Origin of the sequence: Delftia sp. DT-2 (assembly GCF_028401915.1) — a bacterium.
Lineage (GTDB): Bacteria > Pseudomonadota > Gammaproteobacteria > Burkholderiales > Burkholderiaceae_C > Comamonas > Comamonas tsuruhatensis.
The window spans coordinates 66,117-86,932 of the sequence record NZ_JAQOTI010000022.1 but is presented as its reverse complement, the minus strand read 5'-3'; the positions used below and the strand labels follow the sequence as shown (position 1 = coordinate 86,932).

Annotated in this window: 18 protein-coding genes and 1 pseudogene; 9 read left to right on the top strand and 10 right to left on the bottom strand. The window is 70.2% G+C overall.

All coding sequences use genetic code 11. The features are described 5' to 3' along the window. A partial coding sequence (locus tag PO605_RS28305; protein ID WP_442874768.1) for a phenylacetate--CoA ligase family protein occupies positions 1-227 on the bottom strand: 227 nt, incomplete at its 3' end. A gap of 148 nt (positions 228-375) precedes the next feature. Between PO605_RS28305 and paaN the strand changes: the two genes are divergently transcribed. After that, entirely contained in the window at positions 376-2,034 is a 1,659-nt protein-coding gene (paaN, locus tag PO605_RS28300; RefSeq protein ID WP_047472892.1) for a phenylacetic acid degradation protein PaaN, read from the top strand. Between the two features lie 15 nt (positions 2,035-2,049). Here paaN and PO605_RS28295 read toward each other — a convergent pair whose 3' ends face one another. Next, the gene (locus PO605_RS28295; protein WP_012202739.1) at positions 2,050-2,685 is read right to left on the bottom strand and encodes a TetR/AcrR family transcriptional regulator; all 636 of its coding nucleotides are present in this window, start codon (positions 2,683-2,685) and stop codon (positions 2,050-2,052) included. Positions 2,686-2,876: 191 nt separating this feature from the next. Here PO605_RS28295 and PO605_RS28290 point away from each other — a divergent pair, with 191 nt between their 5' ends. Continuing rightward, entirely contained in the window at positions 2,877-3,560 is a 684-nt protein-coding gene (locus PO605_RS28290; protein ID WP_013804635.1) for a LuxR C-terminal-related transcriptional regulator, read from the top strand. Between the two features lie 459 nt (positions 3,561-4,019). After that, a pseudogene (locus PO605_RS31070) lies at positions 4,020-4,658 on the top strand (sensor histidine kinase); the annotation flags it as partial. A gap of 144 nt (positions 4,659-4,802) precedes the next feature. Here the strand turns inward: PO605_RS31070 and PO605_RS28280 are convergent. Together PO605_RS28280 and mnmA are read right to left on the bottom strand one after the other, a co-directional pair. Then, entirely contained in the window at positions 4,803-6,362 is a 1,560-nt protein-coding gene (locus PO605_RS28280) for a serine hydrolase (protein ID WP_016449576.1), read from the bottom strand. A 131-nt stretch (positions 6,363-6,493) separates the two neighbouring features. Continuing rightward, entirely contained in the window at positions 6,494-7,612 is a 1,119-nt protein-coding gene (gene mnmA, locus PO605_RS28275) for a tRNA 2-thiouridine(34) synthase MnmA (RefSeq protein WP_272207220.1), read from the bottom strand. 102 nt (positions 7,613-7,714) lie between these two features. Between mnmA and PO605_RS28270 the strand changes: the two genes are divergently transcribed. Further along, on the top strand, positions 7,715-8,641 hold the full coding sequence (locus tag PO605_RS28270; protein ID WP_272207219.1) for a LysR substrate-binding domain-containing protein: 927 nt from the start codon (positions 7,715-7,717) through the stop codon (positions 8,639-8,641). Positions 8,642-8,658: 17 nt separating this feature from the next. On the opposite strand, the gene PO605_RS28265 is transcribed toward PO605_RS28270, so the two are convergent. The 6 genes from PO605_RS28265 to PO605_RS28240 are packed head-to-tail and all read right to left on the bottom strand — an operon-like array spanning position 8,659 to position 15,101. Next, positions 8,659-9,435, bottom strand: a complete 777-nt coding sequence (locus tag PO605_RS28265; protein WP_034366441.1) for an enoyl-CoA hydratase — start codon at positions 9,433-9,435, stop codon at positions 8,659-8,661. 11 nt (positions 9,436-9,446) lie between these two features. Next, positions 9,447-10,451 (bottom strand): Bug family tripartite tricarboxylate transporter substrate binding protein, encoded by a 1,005-nt coding sequence (locus PO605_RS28260; protein ID WP_047472889.1) that lies wholly within the window; start codon positions 10,449-10,451, stop codon positions 9,447-9,449. A 36-nt stretch (positions 10,452-10,487) separates the two neighbouring features. Beyond that, positions 10,488-11,654, bottom strand: coding sequence for a CaiB/BaiF CoA transferase family protein (locus tag PO605_RS28255; RefSeq protein ID WP_272207218.1), 1,167 nt, complete (start codon positions 11,652-11,654; stop codon positions 10,488-10,490). Between the two features lie 48 nt (positions 11,655-11,702). Then, positions 11,703-12,488, bottom strand: coding sequence for a citryl-CoA lyase (locus PO605_RS28250; RefSeq protein WP_047471410.1), 786 nt, complete (start codon positions 12,486-12,488; stop codon positions 11,703-11,705). A 31-nt stretch (positions 12,489-12,519) separates the two neighbouring features. After that, the gene (locus PO605_RS28245; protein ID WP_047471405.1) at positions 12,520-14,019 is read right to left on the bottom strand and encodes a class I adenylate-forming enzyme family protein; all 1,500 of its coding nucleotides are present in this window, start codon (positions 14,017-14,019) and stop codon (positions 12,520-12,522) included. A 44-nt stretch (positions 14,020-14,063) separates the two neighbouring features. Further along, complete coding sequence (locus PO605_RS28240) at positions 14,064-15,101, bottom strand: tripartite tricarboxylate transporter substrate binding protein (RefSeq protein ID WP_016449569.1); 1,038 nt, start codon at positions 15,099-15,101, stop codon at positions 14,064-14,066. Positions 15,102-15,244: 143 nt separating this feature from the next. Between PO605_RS28240 and PO605_RS28235 the strand changes: the two genes are divergently transcribed. The 5 genes from PO605_RS28235 (at position 15,245) to PO605_RS28215 (ending at position 20,813) form a co-directional block, all read left to right on the top strand. Beyond that, positions 15,245-16,051, top strand: a complete 807-nt coding sequence (locus tag PO605_RS28235) for an IclR family transcriptional regulator (RefSeq protein ID WP_046986854.1) — start codon at positions 15,245-15,247, stop codon at positions 16,049-16,051. Positions 16,052-16,107: 56 nt separating this feature from the next. Further along, the gene (locus tag PO605_RS28230) at positions 16,108-17,070 is read left to right on the top strand and encodes a LysR substrate-binding domain-containing protein (protein WP_272207217.1); all 963 of its coding nucleotides are present in this window, start codon (positions 16,108-16,110) and stop codon (positions 17,068-17,070) included. Between the two features lie 87 nt (positions 17,071-17,157). Beyond that, positions 17,158-18,582, top strand: coding sequence for an FAD-dependent tricarballylate dehydrogenase TcuA (gene tcuA / locus PO605_RS28225; RefSeq protein ID WP_047472046.1), 1,425 nt, complete (start codon positions 17,158-17,160; stop codon positions 18,580-18,582). 5 nt (positions 18,583-18,587) lie between these two features. Continuing rightward, positions 18,588-19,790, top strand: a complete 1,203-nt coding sequence (gene tcuB / locus PO605_RS28220; RefSeq protein ID WP_047472047.1) for a tricarballylate utilization 4Fe-4S protein TcuB — start codon at positions 18,588-18,590, stop codon at positions 19,788-19,790. Between the two features lie 42 nt (positions 19,791-19,832). Next, positions 19,833-20,813 (top strand): Bug family tripartite tricarboxylate transporter substrate binding protein, encoded by a 981-nt coding sequence (locus tag PO605_RS28215; RefSeq protein WP_016454008.1) that lies wholly within the window; start codon positions 19,833-19,835, stop codon positions 20,811-20,813. The last annotated feature ends 3 nt before the right edge of the window (positions 20,814-20,816 follow it).

The following is a 20,816-nucleotide window of genomic DNA, read 5'->3' as shown; positions in this document are numbered from 1 at the left end:
AGGTCCTTCTTGGTGGTGAAGGGAAAGCGGGCCAGGTCGGACAGCGTGCGCAGATCGGAGGGGTGCACGCCCTTCTCATCGAAAGCGCGGCGGTAGTGCGGCACGTTGTCGTAGGCATGCTGCAGCGACCAGCGCAGGCGCTGCAGCTGCAACGAGGCGATCTCGTCGCGGCTGGCGGTTTCGATGGGGTCGAGGTCGCCGGGGGCGGGGCGCAGGTCTTTGTTCATCGGGGTTCTGGCGTCGTGAGGCAAGGGGTTCAGAATAATTGACCGACCGGACGGTAGGATTATAAGATGCAGCTTTCTTGAGCAACAAGGCTTGTTGTCCGGTACTAACCCTGATAGCGACGCCACATTCCAACCCAGGAGACATCCCATGCCCGCCCACGCCCTCTACGAACGCCACCGCCCCCTGCTCGACGACGCGCTGCAGGCCCTGTCCCGCCGGGGCCACTGGTCGCCCTTTCCCGAAGCGCCTTCGCCCAAGGTGTATGGCGAGACCGCCCAGGCCCAGGGCCACGCCGCCGTGCAGGCGCTGTTCGGCAAGGACTATCCGCTGCGCCAGCCCGGTGAACGCGCCCGCGTGGCCACCGAGCAATCGCCCTATGGCGTGGCCCTGGACATCCGCTACCCCGAGTGCGATGCCCAGGCGCTGGTGGATGCCGCCCAGGCGGCCGAGCCCGCATGGCAGGCGCTGGGACCCCAGGGCCGCACCGGCGTGCTGCTGGAGGCGCTGACGCGCATCCACCAGCGCAGCTTCGAGATCGCGCATGCCGTGATGCTGACCACGGGCCAGGGCGCGATGATGGCCTTCCAGGCCGGCGGCCCCCATGCCCAGGACCGCGCCCTGGAAGCCATTGCCGTGGCCTGGAAGGCCATGGCCGACGTGCCTGCCGAGGCCGTCTGGGAAAAGCCCCAGGGCAAGCATGCGCCCGCCGTGCTGCACAAGCGCTTCGAGATCGTGGGGCGTGGCGTGGCCCTGGTCATCGGCTGCGCCACCTTCCCGACCTGGAACACCTACCCGGGCCTGTTCGCCGCGCTGGCCACGGGCAACCCCGTGATCGTCAAGCCCCACCCCAACGCCGTGCTGCCGGCCGCGCTCACCGTGAGCGTGTTGCGCGATGTGCTGACCGAGCAGGGCCTGGACCCCAACCTCGTGACCCTGGCCGTGAGCGACAAGCCCGAATTGACCCAGGCCCTGGCCACGCACGCGGCCGTGGCCTCCATCGACTTCACGGGCGGCAATGCCTTCGGCCAGTGGCTGCAGTCCAACGCTTCGCAGGCACGCCTGTATGCCGAGATGGCCGGCGTGAACCTGGTGGTGATCGAGTCCACCGATGCCTACGCAGGCATGCTGCGCAATCTGGCCCTGTCACTGTCGCTGTACAGCGGCCAGATGTGCACCACCACGCAGAACCTGCTGGTTCCGGCCGGCGGCATAGAGACTGACCAGGGCCACAAGAGCTTCGAGCAGGTCGGCGCCGATCTGGCCGCCGCCATCGACCAGTTGCTGGCCGATCCCAAGGTGGCCTTCACCGTGCTGGGCGCCATAGGCTCTGCGCAGACCGTGGAGCGCGTGGAACAGGCCGCCACCGTGGGCCGCGCCGTGCGCGCCTCGCAAAAGCTCACCCATCCCGAGTACCCGCAGGCCGAGGTGCGCACGCCCGCGCTGCGCGCGCTGGACGTGGCGGACGCTGCCATCTACGAGCGCGAATGCTTCGGCCCGGTCTCCTACCTGGTGGCCGTGCCCTCGGCCCAGGCCGCGCGCGAGCTGGCCGAGCGCAGCGTGCGCGCGCATGGCGCGATGACCCTGGGCCTGTACTCCACGGATGCGGCCTTCGTCGATGCCGTGGCGGCCTCGGCGCTGCGCTCGCGCGTGGCCCTGTCCATCAACCTCACGCAGGGCGTGATGGTCAACCAGTCGGCAGGCTTCTCGGACTTCCATGCCACGGGCGGCAATCCCGCGGCCAATGCCAGCTACACCACGCTGGCCTTCGTGGCCGACCGCTTCGTGGTCGTGCAGCGCAGGTGGTGAGGGGCCGGGCCGAGCCTAGGCCTGGCGGGCCTTGCGCGGCTTCTTGCCGTCCGGCACGCTGACCGCGCGCACGCCGCCGAAGAACAGCTGGGACACCATGGTGCCTATGGCGTCATGGTCCAGCGTGCCGCCCGGCTTGAGCCAGGTGAAGGTCCAGTTGATCATGCCGAACAGCAGCATGGCCAGGGGCTTGCCCAGGGCGCTGTCGGCAGGTTCTCCGCGCACCTGGGCAATGGTCTGCGCAAAGGCGGCGACCACGCGGCGCTCCACGTCCAGGATGCGCTGCTGGTCTTCCTCGCGCAGGAAGCGCACGTCCTCGGTCAGCACGCGGTGGGCATTCTGGGCCTGGGCGTACTCCTGGCCAAAGCCGCGGATCAGCGCATGCAGGCGCTGCTCGGGATCGGCATGGGCCTGCAGGGTGTCGTTGACCAGGGCTTCGAGGCGCAGCACATGCTCTTCGGCAATGCGCACGGCCAGGTCGTGCTTGTCGAGCACATAGTGGTAGAGCGTGGCCTTGGAGACGCCGCAGGCCGCAGCCACCTCGTTCATGGAGGTGCCCGCATAGCCGCGCTGCGCGAACAGCTGGGCGGCGTGGGAGAGGATCATTTCACGCTGGCCATCGTAGCCAGCAGGGTCACGTACGCGTGCCATGCGGCGGCGTCCTTTCGGTAGGTGTCGTTGCCAGGGTCCGCCCGTGCGGCCCGGGCCGGAATTATGGACGGCGCAGCGGCGCGCGCCCCCGCGATTACCAGTTTTCAGGGATATGCAAAGATGCGGGCTTCGCCCACAGTCGGGCGGCCATCCTGCCCCTTTTTACGCCCGCCGCTGCGCACGCCTTTTCCATGCCCGCCCACCTGCTTGTCCCAGAGTCCACGCTTCCGGCCCCGGTGCTGGTGGTGGAGGACGAGCCGCTGATCCGCCAGCGGCTGCAGTCCGTGCTGGGCCAGCTGGGCTACACGCCCGATGCCCTGCTGTTCGCCGGCTCCCTGGCCCAGGCCCGCGCCTGCCTGGCCGAGCCCGTGGCCCTGGCCCTGGTGGACCTGGGCCTGCCCGACGGCAGCGGCATCGACCTGATCGCCGAGATGCGCAGCGCAGATCCGGCCGTGGGCATCCTGGTGATCTCGGCCTGGAGCACGGAGGATGCCATCCTCGCGGCGCTGCGCGCAGGCGCCACCGGCTATGTGCTCAAGGAACGCGACGACCTGGAAGTGTCGCTGTCCATCCGCAGCGTGCTGCGCGGCGGCGCCCCCATCGACCCCTTCATCGCGCGCCGCGTGATCGCCGAGCTGCAGGGCGCGGCACCCGCCACGCCGGAGAGCAGCGGCACCGAGTCCACGCTGAGCGCGCGCGAAAGCCAGATCCTGCGCCTGGTGGCCGATGGCCTGACCAACCGCGAGATCGCCGAGCAGCTGCACCTGTCGCGCTACACGGTGGAATGCCACATCAAGCACATCTACCGCAAGCTGGCCGTGTCCTCGCGCACGCGCGCCGTCAACACGGCACGCGTGCGCGGATTGCTGGGCTGACGGCCATGGGCGGGTGGCGCCGGTGGTTCGGCCCGGTGCGGTGCCTGGCACTGGGCCTGGCGGTCCTCCTGTGCAGTCCCTGCGCCCTGGCCCAGGCCTGCCTGCCGCAGATCCTGTCCATCCAGTCCGCCAAGGCCGCAGGCCAGGGACCGCCGCCCATCGCCAGCGCGGTACGCGACTGGCACAACGTGACCCTGCCCGACCACTGGCTGGACCGCTGGCCCGGCTACAGCGGCGCCGTCTGGTACCGCATCGACTGGCAGCGCGGCTGCGCTCACCCCCCTGCCGCTTCTGCCACCGCCGCCGCAGATCCCGTGGCGCTGGCCCTGCACTCCATGGTCATGGCCGGCGAGGTCTTCGTGAACGGCGACCTGCTGTGGCGCGACCGGCACCTGGTCGAGCCCCTGTCGCGCAGCTGGAACATGCCGCGCTTTTGGCTGCTGCCCGAATCCGCCCTGCATGCGGGCACCAACAGCGTGTGGATACGCGTGCACGGGCATGCGCCGCATCGAACAGTTCAACCAGGAGCTGAGCGACAGCGTGGCGCGTGCCTGCGACGAGCTCGGCGGCACGCTGGCGCGCGAGCATGCGCTGGCGCTCAGCCACTCGCGGCTGCAGGAACGGATGCAGCTGGCGCACGACCTGCACGACAGCCTGGGCGGCTCCCTGGTCCGCTCCATCGCCATGGAGGAGCAGGCCGGCACCCCCATGCACAACCGCCAGTTCCTGTCCGTGCTCAAGCTGCTGCGCGACGACCTGCGCCAGATGATCGACAGCGGCACCAGCGTCTCCGTCACCGTGCCGGACACGCCCCAGGCGTGGATCGCGCCGCTGCGCCACCGCTTTGCCAGCCTGTTCGACGCGCTGGACATGCAGTCCGACTGGCAGGTGCCGGCCGCCTGGCCGCAGCCGCCCGGTGCGCTGCAGTGCCTGGCGCTGACGCGCGTGCTGGAGGAAGCGCTGGCCAATGTGATCAAGCACAGCCGCGCCCAGTGCGTGCAGGTGCAGCTGCAGTGGCCCGAGCCGCATTGGCTGATGCTGCGCATCACCGACGACGGAGCAGGCTTTGACGTGGCCGCCGTGCAGCAGGCCGGCATGGGCGTGGGCCTGCGCAGCATGCAGGCGCGCCTGCAGCGCCTGGGCGGCCATCTGGACATGGCGCCACCGTGCTGGCCGCCTGGCTGCCCGTGCCCGGCGATCACCTGCACGAAGGCACGGAGCAGGCCACCCTCAGCGCGAAAATCAGCGCGAAAAGCGCCCTATCCCCGCACTGACGCCGGCCGGCGTCAGCACATCGTCGAAATACTCCAGCGTGAGCTGGTTGCCGTCGAACGTGGCCTTGGACAGGCTGCCCGGCGAATCGCCCTCGGGCACGAAGCTGAAGACCTCGCCATCCCAGTGGCTGAGCAGCATGCGCTGCGAACCCAGGCTGACCTGCAGCCCCCCGCCGCCCGTCTGCAGGCTGACCTGGGCCGGCCCGTAGAAGCGGTTGGCGTAGCTGCCCACATAGGCGCCCAGCGGCCGGGGCGGGCGCGGGAAAGGGGGCCGGGTCTTGCCTGCCAGCTCGCCATGCGGCTGCATGATGGGCGCCAGCCGCTTGGTCCAGATGCTCTCCCAGTCCTGGCGCTGGCGGCCCCATTCGACCTGGTCCAGGAACTGCGAGACCACGATCTCGGGCACGCCGATGGGCATGCCGTTGGTCAGCACCACGATGCCCAGCTTGAGCTCGGGCATGACGGTGAAGCTGGTCGCGCTGCCCGTGCCGAAGGCGCCCGAGTGGCTGTAGGTGGTGCGCCCCGCCTCGGACACGCCCACGTTGAAGCCGAAGCCGTAGTAGCGCGCAGGCTCGCCGTTGCCGGCCGGCGACTGCAGCATCTGCGGCGACAGCGCCGTGCGCAGCGCCTGCGCATCGACCACCTGGCGGCCCTCGAAGCGGCCCTCGTCCAGCAGCATGGTCATCCAGCGCGCCATGTCGCGCACCGTGGAGCTGACGCCGCCGGCGGCCGACTGCGCATCGGGCCGGCGCACCGGCCCCGTCTGCCACACGCCATTGACGCGCAGGTGGCCGGCCGCGCGGTTGGCGCGCGCCTCGAAATCGGCAAACAGCGAGCTGGTCTGCGTCATGCCCAGCGGGCCGTAGACGGCCTGCTGCGACAGCGCCGCCCAGGACTGGCCCGCGATGGCGGCCACCGCCTCGGCACCCGTGGTCAGGCCGAAGTTGCTGTAGGCGTACTGGGTGCCCACGGGCCGCAGCGGCAGGTAGCGCAGGCGCTCCAGGATCTGGCGCTGGCTGTAGCCCAGCTCCTCCAGCGCATCGCCGGCCTGGCCGGGCAGGCCCGAGCGGTGGGCATACATGTCGCCCACGGTGATGCGCTGGGCCGCGTCGGCGTCCTCCAGCGTCCACCAGGGCAGGCCCTGCTGCACGCGCGTGTCCCAGGACACGCGGCGCTGGCCCACCTGCTGCGCCACCACGGTGGCGCCCACGGACTTGGAGACGGAGGCGAGCTGGAACACCGTGTCCGCATCCACGGCCAGCGACGAGCCCAGACGGCGCACGCCCATGCCCTGGGCATAGACCAGGCGCCCCTCATGCACCACCGCCACGGCCACGCCGGGCACGCCCGTGCGCCGCATCTGCGCGCGCACCTGGCCATCGAGTTGATCGAGCGCACGCTTGACGCGGTCCGTCACGGGCGGATCGATGGGATCGCCCCAGGACACCTCGCCGTTGCATCCGGCCGTGGCCACGGCGCCCAGGGCCGCTCCCAGAAAATGCCGGCGCGCAAGAATCGATGAAGCCATGGGGTCTCCTGTGGTGCTGTCGTGAAGAACAAAAGGAAAAAGAAAAAGGGGCGGTTGTGCCGCCCCCCGTGACGATAGCAAAACGCGCCGGGCCGCATCCTGCCCGGCATCAGTGCCGCGTCAGTGCTGCATCACTGCGGATCCACCGCCGCGATGATGCCGCCGCCCAGGCACACGTCGCCGTCGTAGAGCACGGCCGACTGGCCGGGCGTGACGGCCCATTGCGGCTCGGGGAAATCCAGCCGGAAGCCTTCGGGCGTGGCGCCCGAGATCAGGGCCGGCGAGTCGGGCTGGCGGTAGCGCGTCTTGGAGCCGTAGGCCTTGCCCTCGGCAGGCGCGTGGCCGGCCACCCAGCTGACCTGGTCGGCCAGCAGCGACTGCGACAGCAGCCAGGGATGGTCATGGCCCTGCACCACGCGCAGCGTGTTGGTGTCCAGTTCCTTGCGCGCCACGAACCAGGGATCATGGTCGCCGCCGCCGCGCGGCGCGCCCTTTTCCTTGACGCCGCCGATGCCCAGGCCCGAGCGCTGGCCCAGCGTGTAGAACGACAGGCCCACATGCTTGCCCAGCTTGCGGTTGCGGTCGTCGAGGATGTTGCCGGGCTCCTTGCTGATGTAGCGGTTCAGGAAGTCGCGGAACGGCCGCTCTCCGATGAAGCAGATGCCCGTGGAGTCCTTCTTCTTCGCGTTGGGCAGGCCGATCTCCTCGGCAATGCGGCGCACCTCGGTCTTCTTCAGCTCGCCCACGGGGAACATGGACCTGGACAGCTGGGCCTGGTTGAGGCGGTGCAGGAAGTAGCTCTGGTCCTTGGCCGGGTCCAGCCCCTTGAGCAGCTCGAACAGCTGCGTGCCGGGGTTCTGGCGCACGCGGGCGTAGTGGCCCGTGGCGATCTTCTCGGCGCCCAGGCGCATGGCGTGGTCCAGGAAGGCCTTGAACTTGATCTCGGCATTGCACAGCACGTCGGGATTGGGCGTGCGGCCGGCCTGGTACTCGCGCAGGAACTCGGCGAAGACGCGGTCCTTGTACTCGGAGGCGAAGTTCACATGCTCGATCTCGATGCCGACCACGTCGGCCACGGCGGCGGCATCGACGAAATCGACATTGGACGAGCAGTATTCGCTGTCGTCGTCATCTTCCCAGTTCTTCATGAAGATGCCGACCACTTCATGGCCCTGTTGCTTGAGGAGATGGGCCGTGACAGCGGAGTCCACACCGCCCGACAGGCCCACCACGACGCGGTGTTTAGTCATGGCAGCGATTATCCCAGCGCCCTTCAAAGGCTGCGCGCCACGGGCTTTGCAGCCCTGCGCCAGCAGGAATAATGGCCCTCTTGCCCCCTAGGAAACGCCCGCATGCGCTACGACCTGACCGATCTCAAGCTGTTCATGGCCATCGCCCAGGCCGGCAATCTCTCGCGTGCCAGCCAGGCGCGGCACCTGACGCCCTCGGCCGCCAGCCAGCGCCTGCGCAATCTGGAGCAGGCCCTGGGCTGCCAGCTGTTCACGCGCGAGCACAAGGGCATGCGGCTGACCGAGGAAGGCCACGCCATGCTCGAGCATGCGCGCGGCGTGTTCGCCGCCATCGACGGCATGGAGGCCGAGGCCGCCCTGCTGGGCAGCAGCCTGCAGGGCAAGGTGACGCTGGCGGCCAACAGCTCCTCGCTGCACGGCTTCATCGGCCCGCACATCGGCGAGTTCCTGACCGCCTTTCCCGAGGTGAACCTCACCCTGGTGGAGCAGACCAGCGAGACGATTGCCGCCAGCGTGGCCGAGGGCGAGGCCGACCTGGGCGTCTACGCGGGCGAGCCCATGGCGGGCGCCGTGGCCTGCGAGACCTTTGCGCTGGACCGCCTGGTGGTGATCGCCCCGCCCTGCCATCCGCTGGTGCCCCAGCCGGGCGAGAGGCCAGACGACGGCGAAGGCCCTTCCTGCCGGTTCTTCGACACCCTGTCCCATGCCTTCGTGGGCATGGCGCTGACCAGCAGCAACTACGCCTTTCTGCGCGAGCTGGCCAAGCGCCATGGCCGGCCGCTGCGCTGCCGCATCCACGTGGACGATTTCACCTCCATCGTGCGGCTGGTCTCGCAGGGCGTGGGCCTGGCCATCATTCCGCACAGCATCTACCGCAGGCTCGGCACCGCGCATGCGGTGGCCTGCCTGCCGCTGGAGGAAACCTGGGCACGGCGCCCGCTGCAGCTGGTGCGCTCCAGCGAACGGCCGCTGACGCCCACCGCGCAGCGGCTGCGCAGCTTTCTGAAAGGGCTGGCCGACAAGGCCTAGCCCGGCCCGGCCTGGGTTCAGTGCTGGGCCTGGGCCTTGGCCTGCTTGCGCTCCAGGAAGGCATTCATGTGGTGCTGCGGCTCGCCCGTGTTGAAGGCCGCGCCGAACTCGGCCACGCTGTCGGTGATGGCCGAGTCCACGCCCATGCCTTCCCAGCGGCGCAGCAGGCGCTTTTGCTGGCGCAGCGCCTCGATGCCGATCCCGCCCAGCCCCTCGGCAATCTGCGCGATGCGCGCATCGAGCTGGTCGCCGGGCACGCATTCGTTGAGCAGGCCCCAGCGCTCGGCCTGCAGGGCACCGATGTTCTCGCCCGTGAGCAGCAGCCAGCTGGCGCGCGTGCCGCCGATCTGCGCGGGCATCATGGCCGCGTGGATCACCGAGGGAATGCCGACCTTGACCTCGGGCATGCCCACCACGGCATCATCGGCCGCGATGCGCAGGTCGGCCGCCATGGCCAGCTCCAGCCCGCCGCCCAGCGTATGGCCCTGCAGCCTGGCGATCACGGGCACGGGAAAATGCCGCACCGCGTTGCACAGGTCGCGCAGCCCGCTGATGAAGGCGCGTGCCGAGGCGGCGTTGAGCGACGCCATCTCGCGGATGTCGGCCCCCGCCACGAAGGCGCGCGTGCCCGATCCGCGCAGCACCAGGCAGTGCAGATCGGGGCGCTCGGCCAGCTCGGCCAATTGCGCGGTCAGCGCGCGGATCACGGGCGTGCCCAGGATGTTCAGCGGCCCGCCGCCGGTGATGGTGAGCACGGCGGTCTGCGGGGTGGGAAAGGTCACTTGTGCATGCACGGCAGATCTCCTCAAAGTTTCTCGAATCCGATGTCGCGGATCAGCTGGGACCAGGCCCGGTTGGAGCGCTCCACCGTCTGCCTGAACTGCGCAGGCTCCTGGAAGTCCACGACGGCACCCTGCTGCTCGATGGTCTTGATCAGCTCGGGCTTTTGCAAGGTCTTGCGCATGGCTTCGCTGAGCCTGGCAAGAATGGCGGGATCGAGCCTGGCAGGCGCGCCCAGGCCGTACCAGGACATGTCGTTCATGGGCTTGAGCCCGGCCTCGGCATAGGTGGGCACGCCCGGCAGGGCCGGAAGGCGCACGGGGCTGGACACGGCCAGCGCACGCAGCTGGCCGCCCGCGATCAGCGCGCCCGAGGACGGCATGTTGTCGAACACCACATCGAGCTGCCCCGCCATCAGGTCGTTGAGCGCCGGCCCCAGGCCCTTGTAGGGCACATGGGTGAGGGTGGTACCCGTGGTGCTGCCGAACAGCGCACCGCTCAGGTGGCTGAGCCCGCCATTGCCCGAGGAGCCGTAGTTGAGCTTGCCCGGCGCGGCGCGCGCCGCGTCGCTGACGTCCCTGGCGCTCTTGTAGGCCGAGCCTGCGCTGACCACCATCACGCCCGGCACGTTGGCGATGTTGGTGATGGGCGTGAAGTCCTTCACCGGGTCATACGCGGGCTTGGCGTAGACGTTGGGGTTCACCGCATGCGAGCTCTCCACCATCATCACCAGGGTGTAGCCGTCGGCCGGCTGCTTGGCCGCATAGGCCGAACCCGTGCTGCCGCCCGCGCCGGGGCGGTTTTCCACCACCACGGGCTGGCCCAGCGTCTCGCCCAGATAGCGGGCCGCCACGCGCGCGATCACATCGGTGGCGCCGCCCACCGCATAGGGCACGACCAGGCGTACGGGCCGCTCGGGATAGCTTCCGGCCCCCGGTGCCCCCGCTGCCCCGGTTGCATATGCCAGCGGCATCCCCGCTAGCGCGGCGGCTGCCACGGCGGCCTTCAGTGCTTTCATGCGTTTCGTCATCCTTGTCTCCTTCTTGGCTTGTCGATGTCTAGGGATTCAGAGGTCCTGCGGCGCCGCACCGAGCACGGGCGGCGGCGGCACCTGGGCGCCGCCGCCGGCCGGCGCCATGGGGTTGCGCACCAGCTTCAGCGTGCCCAGCTGCGGGTGCTCCACCGTCTGCAGCATCTGGCGGTGCCGCACCTGCGGATGGGCGAAGACCTGCTCCATGGTGTTGATGCAGCCCCAGGGCACCTGGGCGGTGTCCAGCGCATCGGTCAGGGCCTGCAGCGGCCAGCGGCCCAGCGCCGCGCGCAGCAGCGGGCGCAGCTGCGCCATGCCGGTCAGGCGCGCGGCATTGGTGGCAAAGCGCGCGTCCAGGTGCCAGTCCGTGCCCAGCACGGAGCACAGGGCGGCGAACTGCCCGTCATTGCCGATGGCCAGGATGAAATGGCCGTCTTCGCAGGCAAACACCTCATACGGCGCGCAATTGGGATGGGCGTTGCCCGTGCGGCGCGGGTTCTCGCCGCTGACCAGGTAGTTGGCCGCCTGGTTGGCATTCATGGCCACGGCCACGTCCAGCAGCGCCAGGTCGATGTGCTGGCCGCGCCCCGTGCGCTGGCGCTGCACCACGGCCGCCAGCACGGCGCTGGTGGCATACATGCCCGTCATCAGGTCCACCACGGCCACGCCCGTGCGCAGCGGGCCCGCGCCCTCCTCGCCATCGGCCACGCCCGTGTAGCCCATGAGGCCGCCCAGCCCCTGGAACACATAGTCGTAGCCGGGCTTGTGCGCAAACGGGCCGCTCTGGCCGAAGCCCGTGATCGACAGGTAGATCAGCCCGGGGTTGATGGCGGCCAGCGCCGCGTAGTCCAGCCCGTGGCGTGCCAGCGCGCCGGCCTTGTAGTTTTCCACCAGCACGTCGGCATCGCGGATCTGGCGCAGCAGCCAGGCATGCGAGGCCGGCTCGGTGAAGTCCAGCGCCACCGACTGCTTGCCGCGGTTGCAGGACAGAAAGTAGGCCGACACGGCCTCGCCACCGGGGGCCTGCACGAAGGGCGGGCCCCAGGCGCGCGTGTCGTCGCCCGTGCCGGGACGCTCGATCTTGAGCACCGATGCGCCCAGGTCGGCAAGGTTCTGGGTGCACCAGGGTCCCGCCAGGATGCGGGACAGGTCCACCACGCGCAGGCCGTCGAGGGCGCTGGACAGTCCATGGGTTTGTTGCATGGACTCCATGCTCGCGGCATGGCGCGCGGTGGTCCATCGGTCATTGCTTCACGCAGCGTTCGCGGAAACTGCATGCCCCGCGAAGGGGATGGCTTCCTCCACCGTTTCCCAGATGAACCGGCCCGACGGGCTTTGCTGCTCCTCCACCACATGCGCCACCAGCCCGGCCGCCCGCGAGATGACGGCAAAGCCGCGCATCACGGGCGTGGGCACGCCGATCTCGCCCAGCAGGGCGGCCACGGCCCCCGTGGCATTGATGGTGATGGGCCGGCCCGCTGCGGCGTCCACGGCGGCGGACAGGGTTTCGAGCGCGCGGATTCTGCTGCCCGCCAGTTCGGGTTCGGCACGGCCCATGTCCAGCAGCTTGTAGGCGCGCGGGTCCACGGGCTTGTGCAGGTGGTGGCCGAAGCCGGGCACGGGTCTTTTCAACGCCTTGTGGTGCCGGGCGATGGCGCGGGCCTCGGCCTCTGGGTCGGCGGCGGCGGCGATGCGGTCGAGCAGCGCGGCGCAGTTCTCCATGGTGCCCACGAAGGAGCTGCCCACGGCCAGCAGGCCGGCCGAGACGGCGCCCTGCAGGTTCTCGGGCGCGCTCATGTAGATGAGGCGCGTGGCGATGGCGCTGGGCGTGAGGCCATGCTCCATGAGCACGATGAGCACCACATCGGCGATGCGCAGGTCCACGGGGCGCGGCGTTCGGCCCAGGATCTGCATCAGCATCACCTCGGTGAAGGTCTTCTTGCCCATCAGGTCCTCGACCAGGTCGGCATCGCGGTAATGCAGGCTGGTGAGGGTGTGGGTGCACAGGCGGGTGACGGGGGGTTGGGGGGTTGCCATGGCCAGGGTCTCCTTGTGATGGTGTGCGGGATCAGCGGGGTGCCAGCGCAAGCTCGCGCACGGCCGTCTTGAGCAGCTTGCCCACGGGCGAGCGCGGCAGGCTGGCGTGAAAGTGGATGCGCTTGGGTGTCTGCACGGGGCCCAGGCGCTGGCGCACGAAGGCGATCAGTTCGGCCTCGTCCGGGCGCTGGTCGGGGCGCAGTTCGGCGCGCAATTGCACGGCGGCCTGCACGGCCTCGCCCCAATGGTCGTCGGGGATGCCGAAGACCACGCACTCATGCACGGCCGGATGCTGGCCCAGGGCGTTTTCCACATCCACGGGATAGACGTTGAAGCCGCCCGTGATGACCAAGTCCTTCAGGCGGTCCTTGAGGTGCAGGTAGCCCTGCGCATCGATCAGGCCCCGGTCCCCCGTGTGCAGCCAGCCGTTCACCAGGGTCTCGGCCGTCTTGCCGGGCAGGCGCCAGTAGCCGCTCATCAGCAGATCGCCGCGCGCCACGACCTCGCCCACCTCGCCCCGGGGCAGCAGGCGGCCGTCGGGCGCCATGATGGCCAGGTCGCTGAACCAGGTGGTCCGGCCCACGGAGGTCCACAGGCCTTCGTCCTCGAAGTCCTCGGGCCGCATGGCCGTGAGGATCTGCGGCGCCTCGGTCTGGCCATAGGTGGTGGCCAGCACGGGGCCGAAGAAGGCGCGCACCTGGCGGATTTTCTCGGGCGGCATGGCGGCGCCGCCGTAGATGAGGCGGCGCAGGCCGGGGAAGTCCGCACGGCTGGCGCCCGGCAGCGCCATCAGCATGTAGATCAGGGTGGGCGGCATGAAGCACACGGTGCCGCCGCGCAGGGCAAAGGCGCTGCGCACGGCCTCGGCACCCGCACCGTCGAGCAGCACATGGCAGCCGCCCTGCGCCAGGATGGGCAGCAGATAGGTGGACGTGCCATGCGTGATGGGCGCGGCCATGACGTAGCGGTCATGCTCATCGAACCCCCAGGCCTGGATCTGGTTGGCAATGCCGGCCATCCAGGCGCGGCAGGGCTGCATCACGCCCTTGGGCAGGCCCGTGGTGCCGCCCGTGAACTTGATGGCCTGGATGGCATCGGCGGGCAGGTCGGGCATCACAGGCAAAGCACCGGCCTGCGCCTGCTCCAGGGCCGCCGTGCCCTCGCCCAGCACCAGGTGGATGCCCGGCGCCCCTTGCACCAGTGCAGCGCCGCCGGCATCGCACAGCACGATGGAAGGCTCGGTGGCATCGATGATGCGGCGCACCTCGGACTGCGTGCTCTTGGGATTGAGCGGCACCCAGACCTTGCCGCTGGCCATCACCGCCAGCAGGGCGGCGATATGGTCTGCGCTGTTGCCCGCGCAGATGCCCACGCGGCTTTGCACGGCGGGCTCCAGCGCCTGCAGGCCGGCCGCCAGCGCGGCCACCTTGCGGGCCAGCGCGTCATAGCGGATGCAGCCGCCCGGTGCGTCGATGGCGATGCGCTGCGGCCAGCGCTCGGCCGCGCGCCAGAAAAAATCAATGGGTTGCATGGGGGTGTCTCCTTGTGGGGCCGTTGTGTCGAACGGGTATCGAATTACTGCGCCGTGGCGCCCGAGGCCTTGACCACCTCGCGCCAGCGCTTGATCTCCGACGCCGCAAAGCTGCGCATCTGCGCCGGGGTGCCGGGCTCGGGCGTGGCGGCCATCTCGCCCAGGCGCTGGCGCAGCTCGGGTGCGGCCAGGGCGGTGTTCAGGGCATGGTTCAGCCGCTCGATCACGGCGGGCGGCGTGCCCGCAGGGGCGGCCAGGCCGAACCACGACTGCACGTCGAAGCCCGCATAGCCCGACTCCGCCAGCGTGGGCACATCGGGCAGCAGCGCCGAGCGCCGGGCGCTGGTGATGGCGATCGCGCGCAGCTTGCCGGCCTGCACGTGGGGCAGGGCCGAGGGCGCGTTGTCGAACATGGAATCCACCTGCCCGCCCAGCAGGTCGGTGATGGCCGGTGCGCTGCCGCGGTAGGGCACGTGCAGCATGCGCAGGCCCGACAGCTGCCGGAACATCTCGCCCGACAGGTGGATCGACGAGCCGCTGCCCGACGAGGCGAAGCTGATGCCCTGCGCACTCTGCCGGGCGTGGCGCACATAGTCGGCCACGTTCTGTATGGGCAGGCGCGGGTTGACCACGAGGATGTTGGGAATCTTGGCGATCAGGCCGATGGGCTCGAAGTCCTTGACCGGGTCATAGCCGAGCCGGGGGTAGAGCGAGGCATTGATGGTGTTGGCAATGGTGTAGACATACAGCGTGTAGCCGTCCGCAGGCGCCCGCGCCACGGCCTCGGCGCCCACATTGCTGTTGGCGCCCGTGCGGTTGTCCACCACCACGCTCTGGCCCAGCTGCTCGCCCATCCGGGCGGCCACCAGGCGTGCGATCACGTCGGTGGCGCCACCGGCCGCATAGCCCACCACGAGCCGCACGGGCCGGGCAGGCCAGGCCGCCGGCTGCGCCAGCACGGGCGCGGGCGCCAACGCCACGGTCGCGACGGTCGCGGCGGCCATGCCGGCCAGTGCGCAGGTGAAGGAACAGGCCAGCAGGCGCCGGCGTGCCCACGGATTGAAACGGGCAGGGGTTGTCATGTCTTGTCTCCAGGTGATCGTTCTGATGTCCGCTGATGTCTGCTGATGTCTGCCTGTGTGGGCTTTCGACGGCCTGCGGCACACTGCGCGCTGCACGCAGGCCCTTTTCTGCCCTGCCTGCAATCACCGGGAAATTCTTTTCCATGCCTTCGCGCAGCACCAATCCAAACGTCCGGCCAGCGGACATTCCAGTCTCCGCCGACGATGCCGGCAGCCGCACCCTGCGCCGTGGCCTGCAGGTGCTGGACGCCGTGCTGGCCGCTGGCCGCGAAGGCCTGCGCGTCGCCGACCTGTGCCGCGCCACGGGGCTGGAGCGCGCCACGGTGTACCGCCTGCTGTCCACCCTGGTGGACAGCGGCTATGTGGCGCACAGGGGGCGCTTCGCCTATGCGGCCGGCCACCGGCTGGCGGCCACGGCCGCCAGCGCGGGCCAGCCCAACATGGCCGTGCGGCTGCAGCCCGTGCTGGAGCGCGTGAGCGCGGGCTGCGCGGACGCGGCCTTTGCCATCGTGCGCGAAGGCGCGGCATCGCACTGCATCGCCCGCCATGTGGGCACGCATCCGGTGCAGATCCTGGTGATCCAGGTGGGCACGCGCCAGCCGCTGGGCGTGGGAGCGGCGGGCCTGGCCCTGCTGGCCGCCCTGCCCGATGCCGAGGTGCAGGCCGCGATGGCAGCCAACGCGCCCGTGCTGGAGCAGTACGGCGGCATGACGCCCGAGCGCATGGCCCTGCTGGTGAAGGCCACGCGCCAGCGCGGCTGGTCCGTCATCGGCAACCACGCCACGCGCGGCGTGCTGGCCGTGGGCATGGCGGTGCGCAATGCCGAAGGCGAGCCCGTGGCCGCCGTCAGCGTGGCCTCCACGCTGGAGCGCATGCCCGGCGAGCGCCAGAAGCTGATTGCGCGCTCGATAGGCGAGGCCCTGGCGACCCTGCTGCCGCGCGGCATCTGAGGCCAAGCCCCGGCCTGCACCGACAATCGGCGCTGCACACCACAAGCGCCGCCCCCATGGAACTGAGACAACTCCGCTACTTCGTCCGCATCGTCGAACTGGGCTCCATGAGCCGCGCCGCCCTGGACCTGGACATGGTCCAGTCCGCGCTGAGCCAGCAGGTCAGCCGTCTGGAAAGCGAGCTGTCCACCCGGCTGCTGCAGCGCACGCCGCGCGGCGTGGTGCCCACCGAGGCGGGCGTGGCCTTCTTCCGCGAGGCCCAGCTCACGCTGCGCCATGCCGAGCAGGCCGTGCGCAGCGCGCAGCAGGCGCGGCTGTCGGGCTCGGTCAGCGTGGGCCTGGCGCCCACCACCTCGGCCATGCTGGGCCTGCCCATGATGCAGGCCATGCGCGCGCGCTACCCCGATGTGCGCCTGCACATGGTGGAGGGCATGTCCGGCCACCTGACCGACATGCTCAATGCGCGCGCGCTGGACATGGCCGTGCTGTTCGACGCCCGCCTGCACGGCGGTCAGGCCCGCGCAGGCGGGCGGCGCTGGCAGGTGCACCCGCTGATCGAGGAGGAACTGTTCCTGATCCGCGCGCGCGGCCGCCACCCCGAGCCGCTGCCGCCGCAGATGGCGCTGGCCGACCTGGCCGGCGAATCGCTGATCCTGCCCACGGGCCTGCACGGCCTGCGCAGCACGCTGGACACGGCCTTCTCGCAGGCGCGCTTCACGCCGCATCTGGTGCTGGAGGTGGATTCGCTGTCCATGGTCATGGCGGCCGTGGATGCGGGCCTGGGCAGCACGGTGCAGCCCTGGGCCTCCATGGGCCGCTATGCCGATGCCGCGCAGCGCTTCGAGTGGTCGCGTATCACGGACAAAGATGCCCTGCGCACCAACCTGCTGTGCAGCCTGTCCGAGGATGAGCTGTCGCCCGCCGCCCTGGCCGCGCGCGTGGTGCTGATCGACTGCGTGCGCCAGCTGCTGCGCGGCGGCGCCTGGGCCGGCACGGCCCTCATCCATCACGAAGACTGATACCCCCATGCCGGCGGGCCCCTGCCCGTCGCGCGGCGTTCTCCCTACATTCGCAATCCCCACGATGGCGAATGCAAGGAGAACTCCATGGACCCCGATGTCCTGGTCATAGGCGGCGGCAATGCCGCCCTGTGCGCGGCCCTGATGGCGCGCGAGGCAGGCCGCAGCGTGCTGCTGCTGGAGGCGGCGCCGCGCGACTGGCGCGGCGGCAATTCCGGCCACACGCGCAACCTGCGCTGCATGCACGACGCGCCCCAGGACGTGCTGGTCGAGTCCTACCCCGAGGAGGAGTTCTGGCAGGACCTGCTCAAGGTCACGGGCGGCATCACCAACGAGCACCTGGCGCGCATGGTGATCCGCGCCTCCTCCACCTGCCGCGACTGGATGCGCCGCCACGGCGTGCATTTCCAGCCGCCGCTGTCGGGCGCCCTGCACGTGGCGCGCACCAATGCCTTCTTCATGGGCGGCGGCAAGGCCCTGGTCAATGCCTACTACCGCAGCGCCGAACGGCTGGGCGTGCAGGTGCGCTACGCGTCGCCCGTGGACCGGCTGGAGATCGAGGGCGGCGAGTTCAAGGCCGCCTGGGTGGGCGCGCAGCGCATCACCGCAAAGACCTGCGTGCTGGCGGCGGGCGGCTTCGAGTCCAACCGCGAGTGGCTGCGCGAGGCCTGGGGGCAGAACGCGCGCGGCGAATGGCCGTCCGACAACTTCCTGATCCGCGGCACGGCCTTCAACCGCGGCGTGCTGCTGCGCCACCTGCTCGAAGACCATGGCGCCGACCGCATCGGCGACCCCACCCAGGCCCACATGGTGGCCATCGACGCGCGCGCGCCGCTGTACGACGGCGGCATCTGCACGCGCATCGACTGCGTCTCGCTGGGCGTGGTGGTCAACCGCGAGGCCGAGCGCTTCTACGACGAGGGCGAGGACTTCTGGCCCAAGCGCTATGCCATCTGGGGCCGCCTGGTGGCCCAGCAGCCGGGCCAGACCGCCTGGTCCGTGATCGACGCCAAGGCCATAGGCCGCTTCATGCCGCCGGTCTTCCCGGGCGTGCGCGCCGACTCCCTGCCCGAGCTGGCACGCAAGCTGGGCCTGGACGAGGACCGCTTCATGCAGACCCTGGATGCATACAACGGCGCCTGCCGCGTCGGCCACTTCGACCACACGGCGCTGGACGACTGCCATACCGAGGGCCTGGCCCCCGCCAAGACCCACTGGGCCCGCCCCATCGACACGGCGCCCTTCTACGGCTACCAGCTGCGCCCCGGCGTGACCTTCACCTACCTGGGCCTGGAGACCGACGACACGGCGGCCGTGCGCTTTGCCGGCCAGCCCAGCACCAACCTGTTCGTGGCCGGCGAAATGATGGCCGGCAACGTGCTGGGCAAGGGCTATACGGCCGGCGTGGGCATGTCCATCGGCACGGCGTTCGGCCGCATCGCGGGCCGCAACGCAGCCCTTGCCGCCGCCGGACAACCCGCCGTGCGCGGCGCAGTGACAGAGAAGGCTTGACCGAGATGCAGACCCTGAACGCCCTGGCCCAAGAAGCCCAGGACCTGGCCGCCGGCCGGGTCATTCCCATCCTGCCGGTCTCCACCGAAACGGCCGCCGAAGGCGAGGTGGCGCGTGCCCTGCAGATCTGCAACGCCTGCCGCTACTGCGAAGGCTTTTGCGCGGTCTTCCCGGCAATGACGCGGCGCCTGGAGTTCGGCAAGGCCGATGTGCACTACCTGGCCAACCTGTGCCACAACTGCGGCGCCTGCCTGCATGCCTGCCAGTACGCGCCGCCGCATGAATTCGCCATCAACATCCCCAAGGCCATGGCCGAGGTGCGCGGCCAGACCTATGCCGACTACGCCTGGCCGCCCGCCCTGGGGCGCCTGTACCAGAGGAACGGGCTCACGCTGTCGCTGGCCCTGGCCGCAGGCCTGTCGCTGTTCCTGTTGCTGGCCGTGGCCCTGCAGGGCGGCCCGGGCCGGCTGTGGGGCGCCGACCTGGGCGCCAACTTCTACAACCTGTTCCCGCACAACCTGCTGGTGGGCATCTTCGCGCCCGTGTTCCTGTTCGTGGTGCTGGCGCTGGCCATGGGCGTGCGCCGCTTCTGGAAGGACGTCAAGCCCGCCACCGGCGGCGTGGACGTGGGCACGCCAGCGGCGGCCGAGGCCGCGCACGACGTGCTGCGCCTCAAATACCTGGACGGCGGCCACGGCGAGGGCTGCCACAACGAGGACGATGCCTACACCCTGAGCCGCAGGCGCTTTCACCACCTGACCTTCTACGGATTCATGCTGTGCTTTGCGGCCACGGCGCTGGCCACGGTCTACCACTACGTGTTCGGCTGGGCCGCGCCCTACGAATTCCCCAGCCTGCCCAAGCTGCTGGGCGCCGTGGGCGGCACCAGCCTCATGCTGGGCACCGCAGGCCTGTGGCGCCTGAACCGCAGGCGCCACCCGCTGCATGGCGACGCGCGCCAGAAACCCATGGACCTGGGCTTCATCGCCCTGCTGTTCCTGGTCGCGGCCAGCGGCATGGCGCTGTGGCTGGGCCGCGGCACGCCGGCCCTGGCCCTGCTGCTGTGCCTGCACCTGGGCGCGGTGATCGCCCTGTTCGCCACCCTGCCCTACGGCAAGTTCGCGCACGGCGTGTTCCGCACGGCATCCCTGCTGCGCCACAACACCGAAAAGCGCCAGCCCAGCCCCATCGGGCTGGGCGCCGACTAGCCGCATCCGCCCCGATTCCCAGCCAATGACGGAGACAACCCCATGATGAACAAGCGCAACTTCCTGCACGCCACCGCCCTGGCCGCCTCCCTGCTCGCACTGGCCGCCAGCGCGCAGGCCCAGGACTTTCCTCCCAAAAAGCCCGTGTCCCTGGTCGTGGGCTTCGCCGCCGGCGGCGCCGCAGATGCGGCCGCGCGCCTGATCGCCAAGAAGCTGGGCGAGAACATCGGCCAGAGCGTGGTGGTGGAGAACAAGGGCGGCGCGGGCGGCAACATCGCCCACCAGCAGGTGGCCAATGCGGCGGCCGACGGCTCGGTGCTGCTGTTCGGCTCGGTGGGGCCGCTGACCATTGCGCCGCACCTGATGAAGCTGCCCTACGACCCCTTCAAGGACCTGGCGCCCATCTCGGGCGGCGTGAACTTTCCCAACGTGCTGGTGGTGCACAAGGGCGCGGGCGTGAAGACCCTGGCCGAGTTCGTGGCCAAGGCCAGGAAGAACCCGGGCACGGTGGACTACGCCTCGACGGGCGCGGGCTCGGCCTCCCACCTGGCAGGCGAGCTGTTCAACCAGCGCGCGGGCATCGACATGGTGCACGTGCCCTACAAGGGCGGCGCGCCCGCGCTGCAGGACCTGCTGGGCGAGCGCGTGACCAGCTACTTCGCAGCGCCGCCCACGGCCCTGCCCCACATCGAGGCCGGCAAGCTGATCCCGCTGGCCACCACGGGCCTCACGCGCCCGGCGTACATGCCCGACATCCCCACGGTGGCCGAAGCCGGCTATCCCGGCTTCGAGGCACTGAACTGGTATGCCTTCGTGGCACCGGGCAAGACGCCCAAGCCGATGCTGGACCGCTGGAACACCGAGATCGTCAAGGTACTCAATGACCCCGGCGTCAAGGACGCGCTGAACAAGCACGGCCTCACCCCCCAGCCCACCACGCGCGCCGAGTTCGCGGCCTTCATGAAGAAGGAATACGAGCAGTGGGGCAGGCTGGTCAAGGAGCGAAAGCTCACGGCGGAGTGAGCG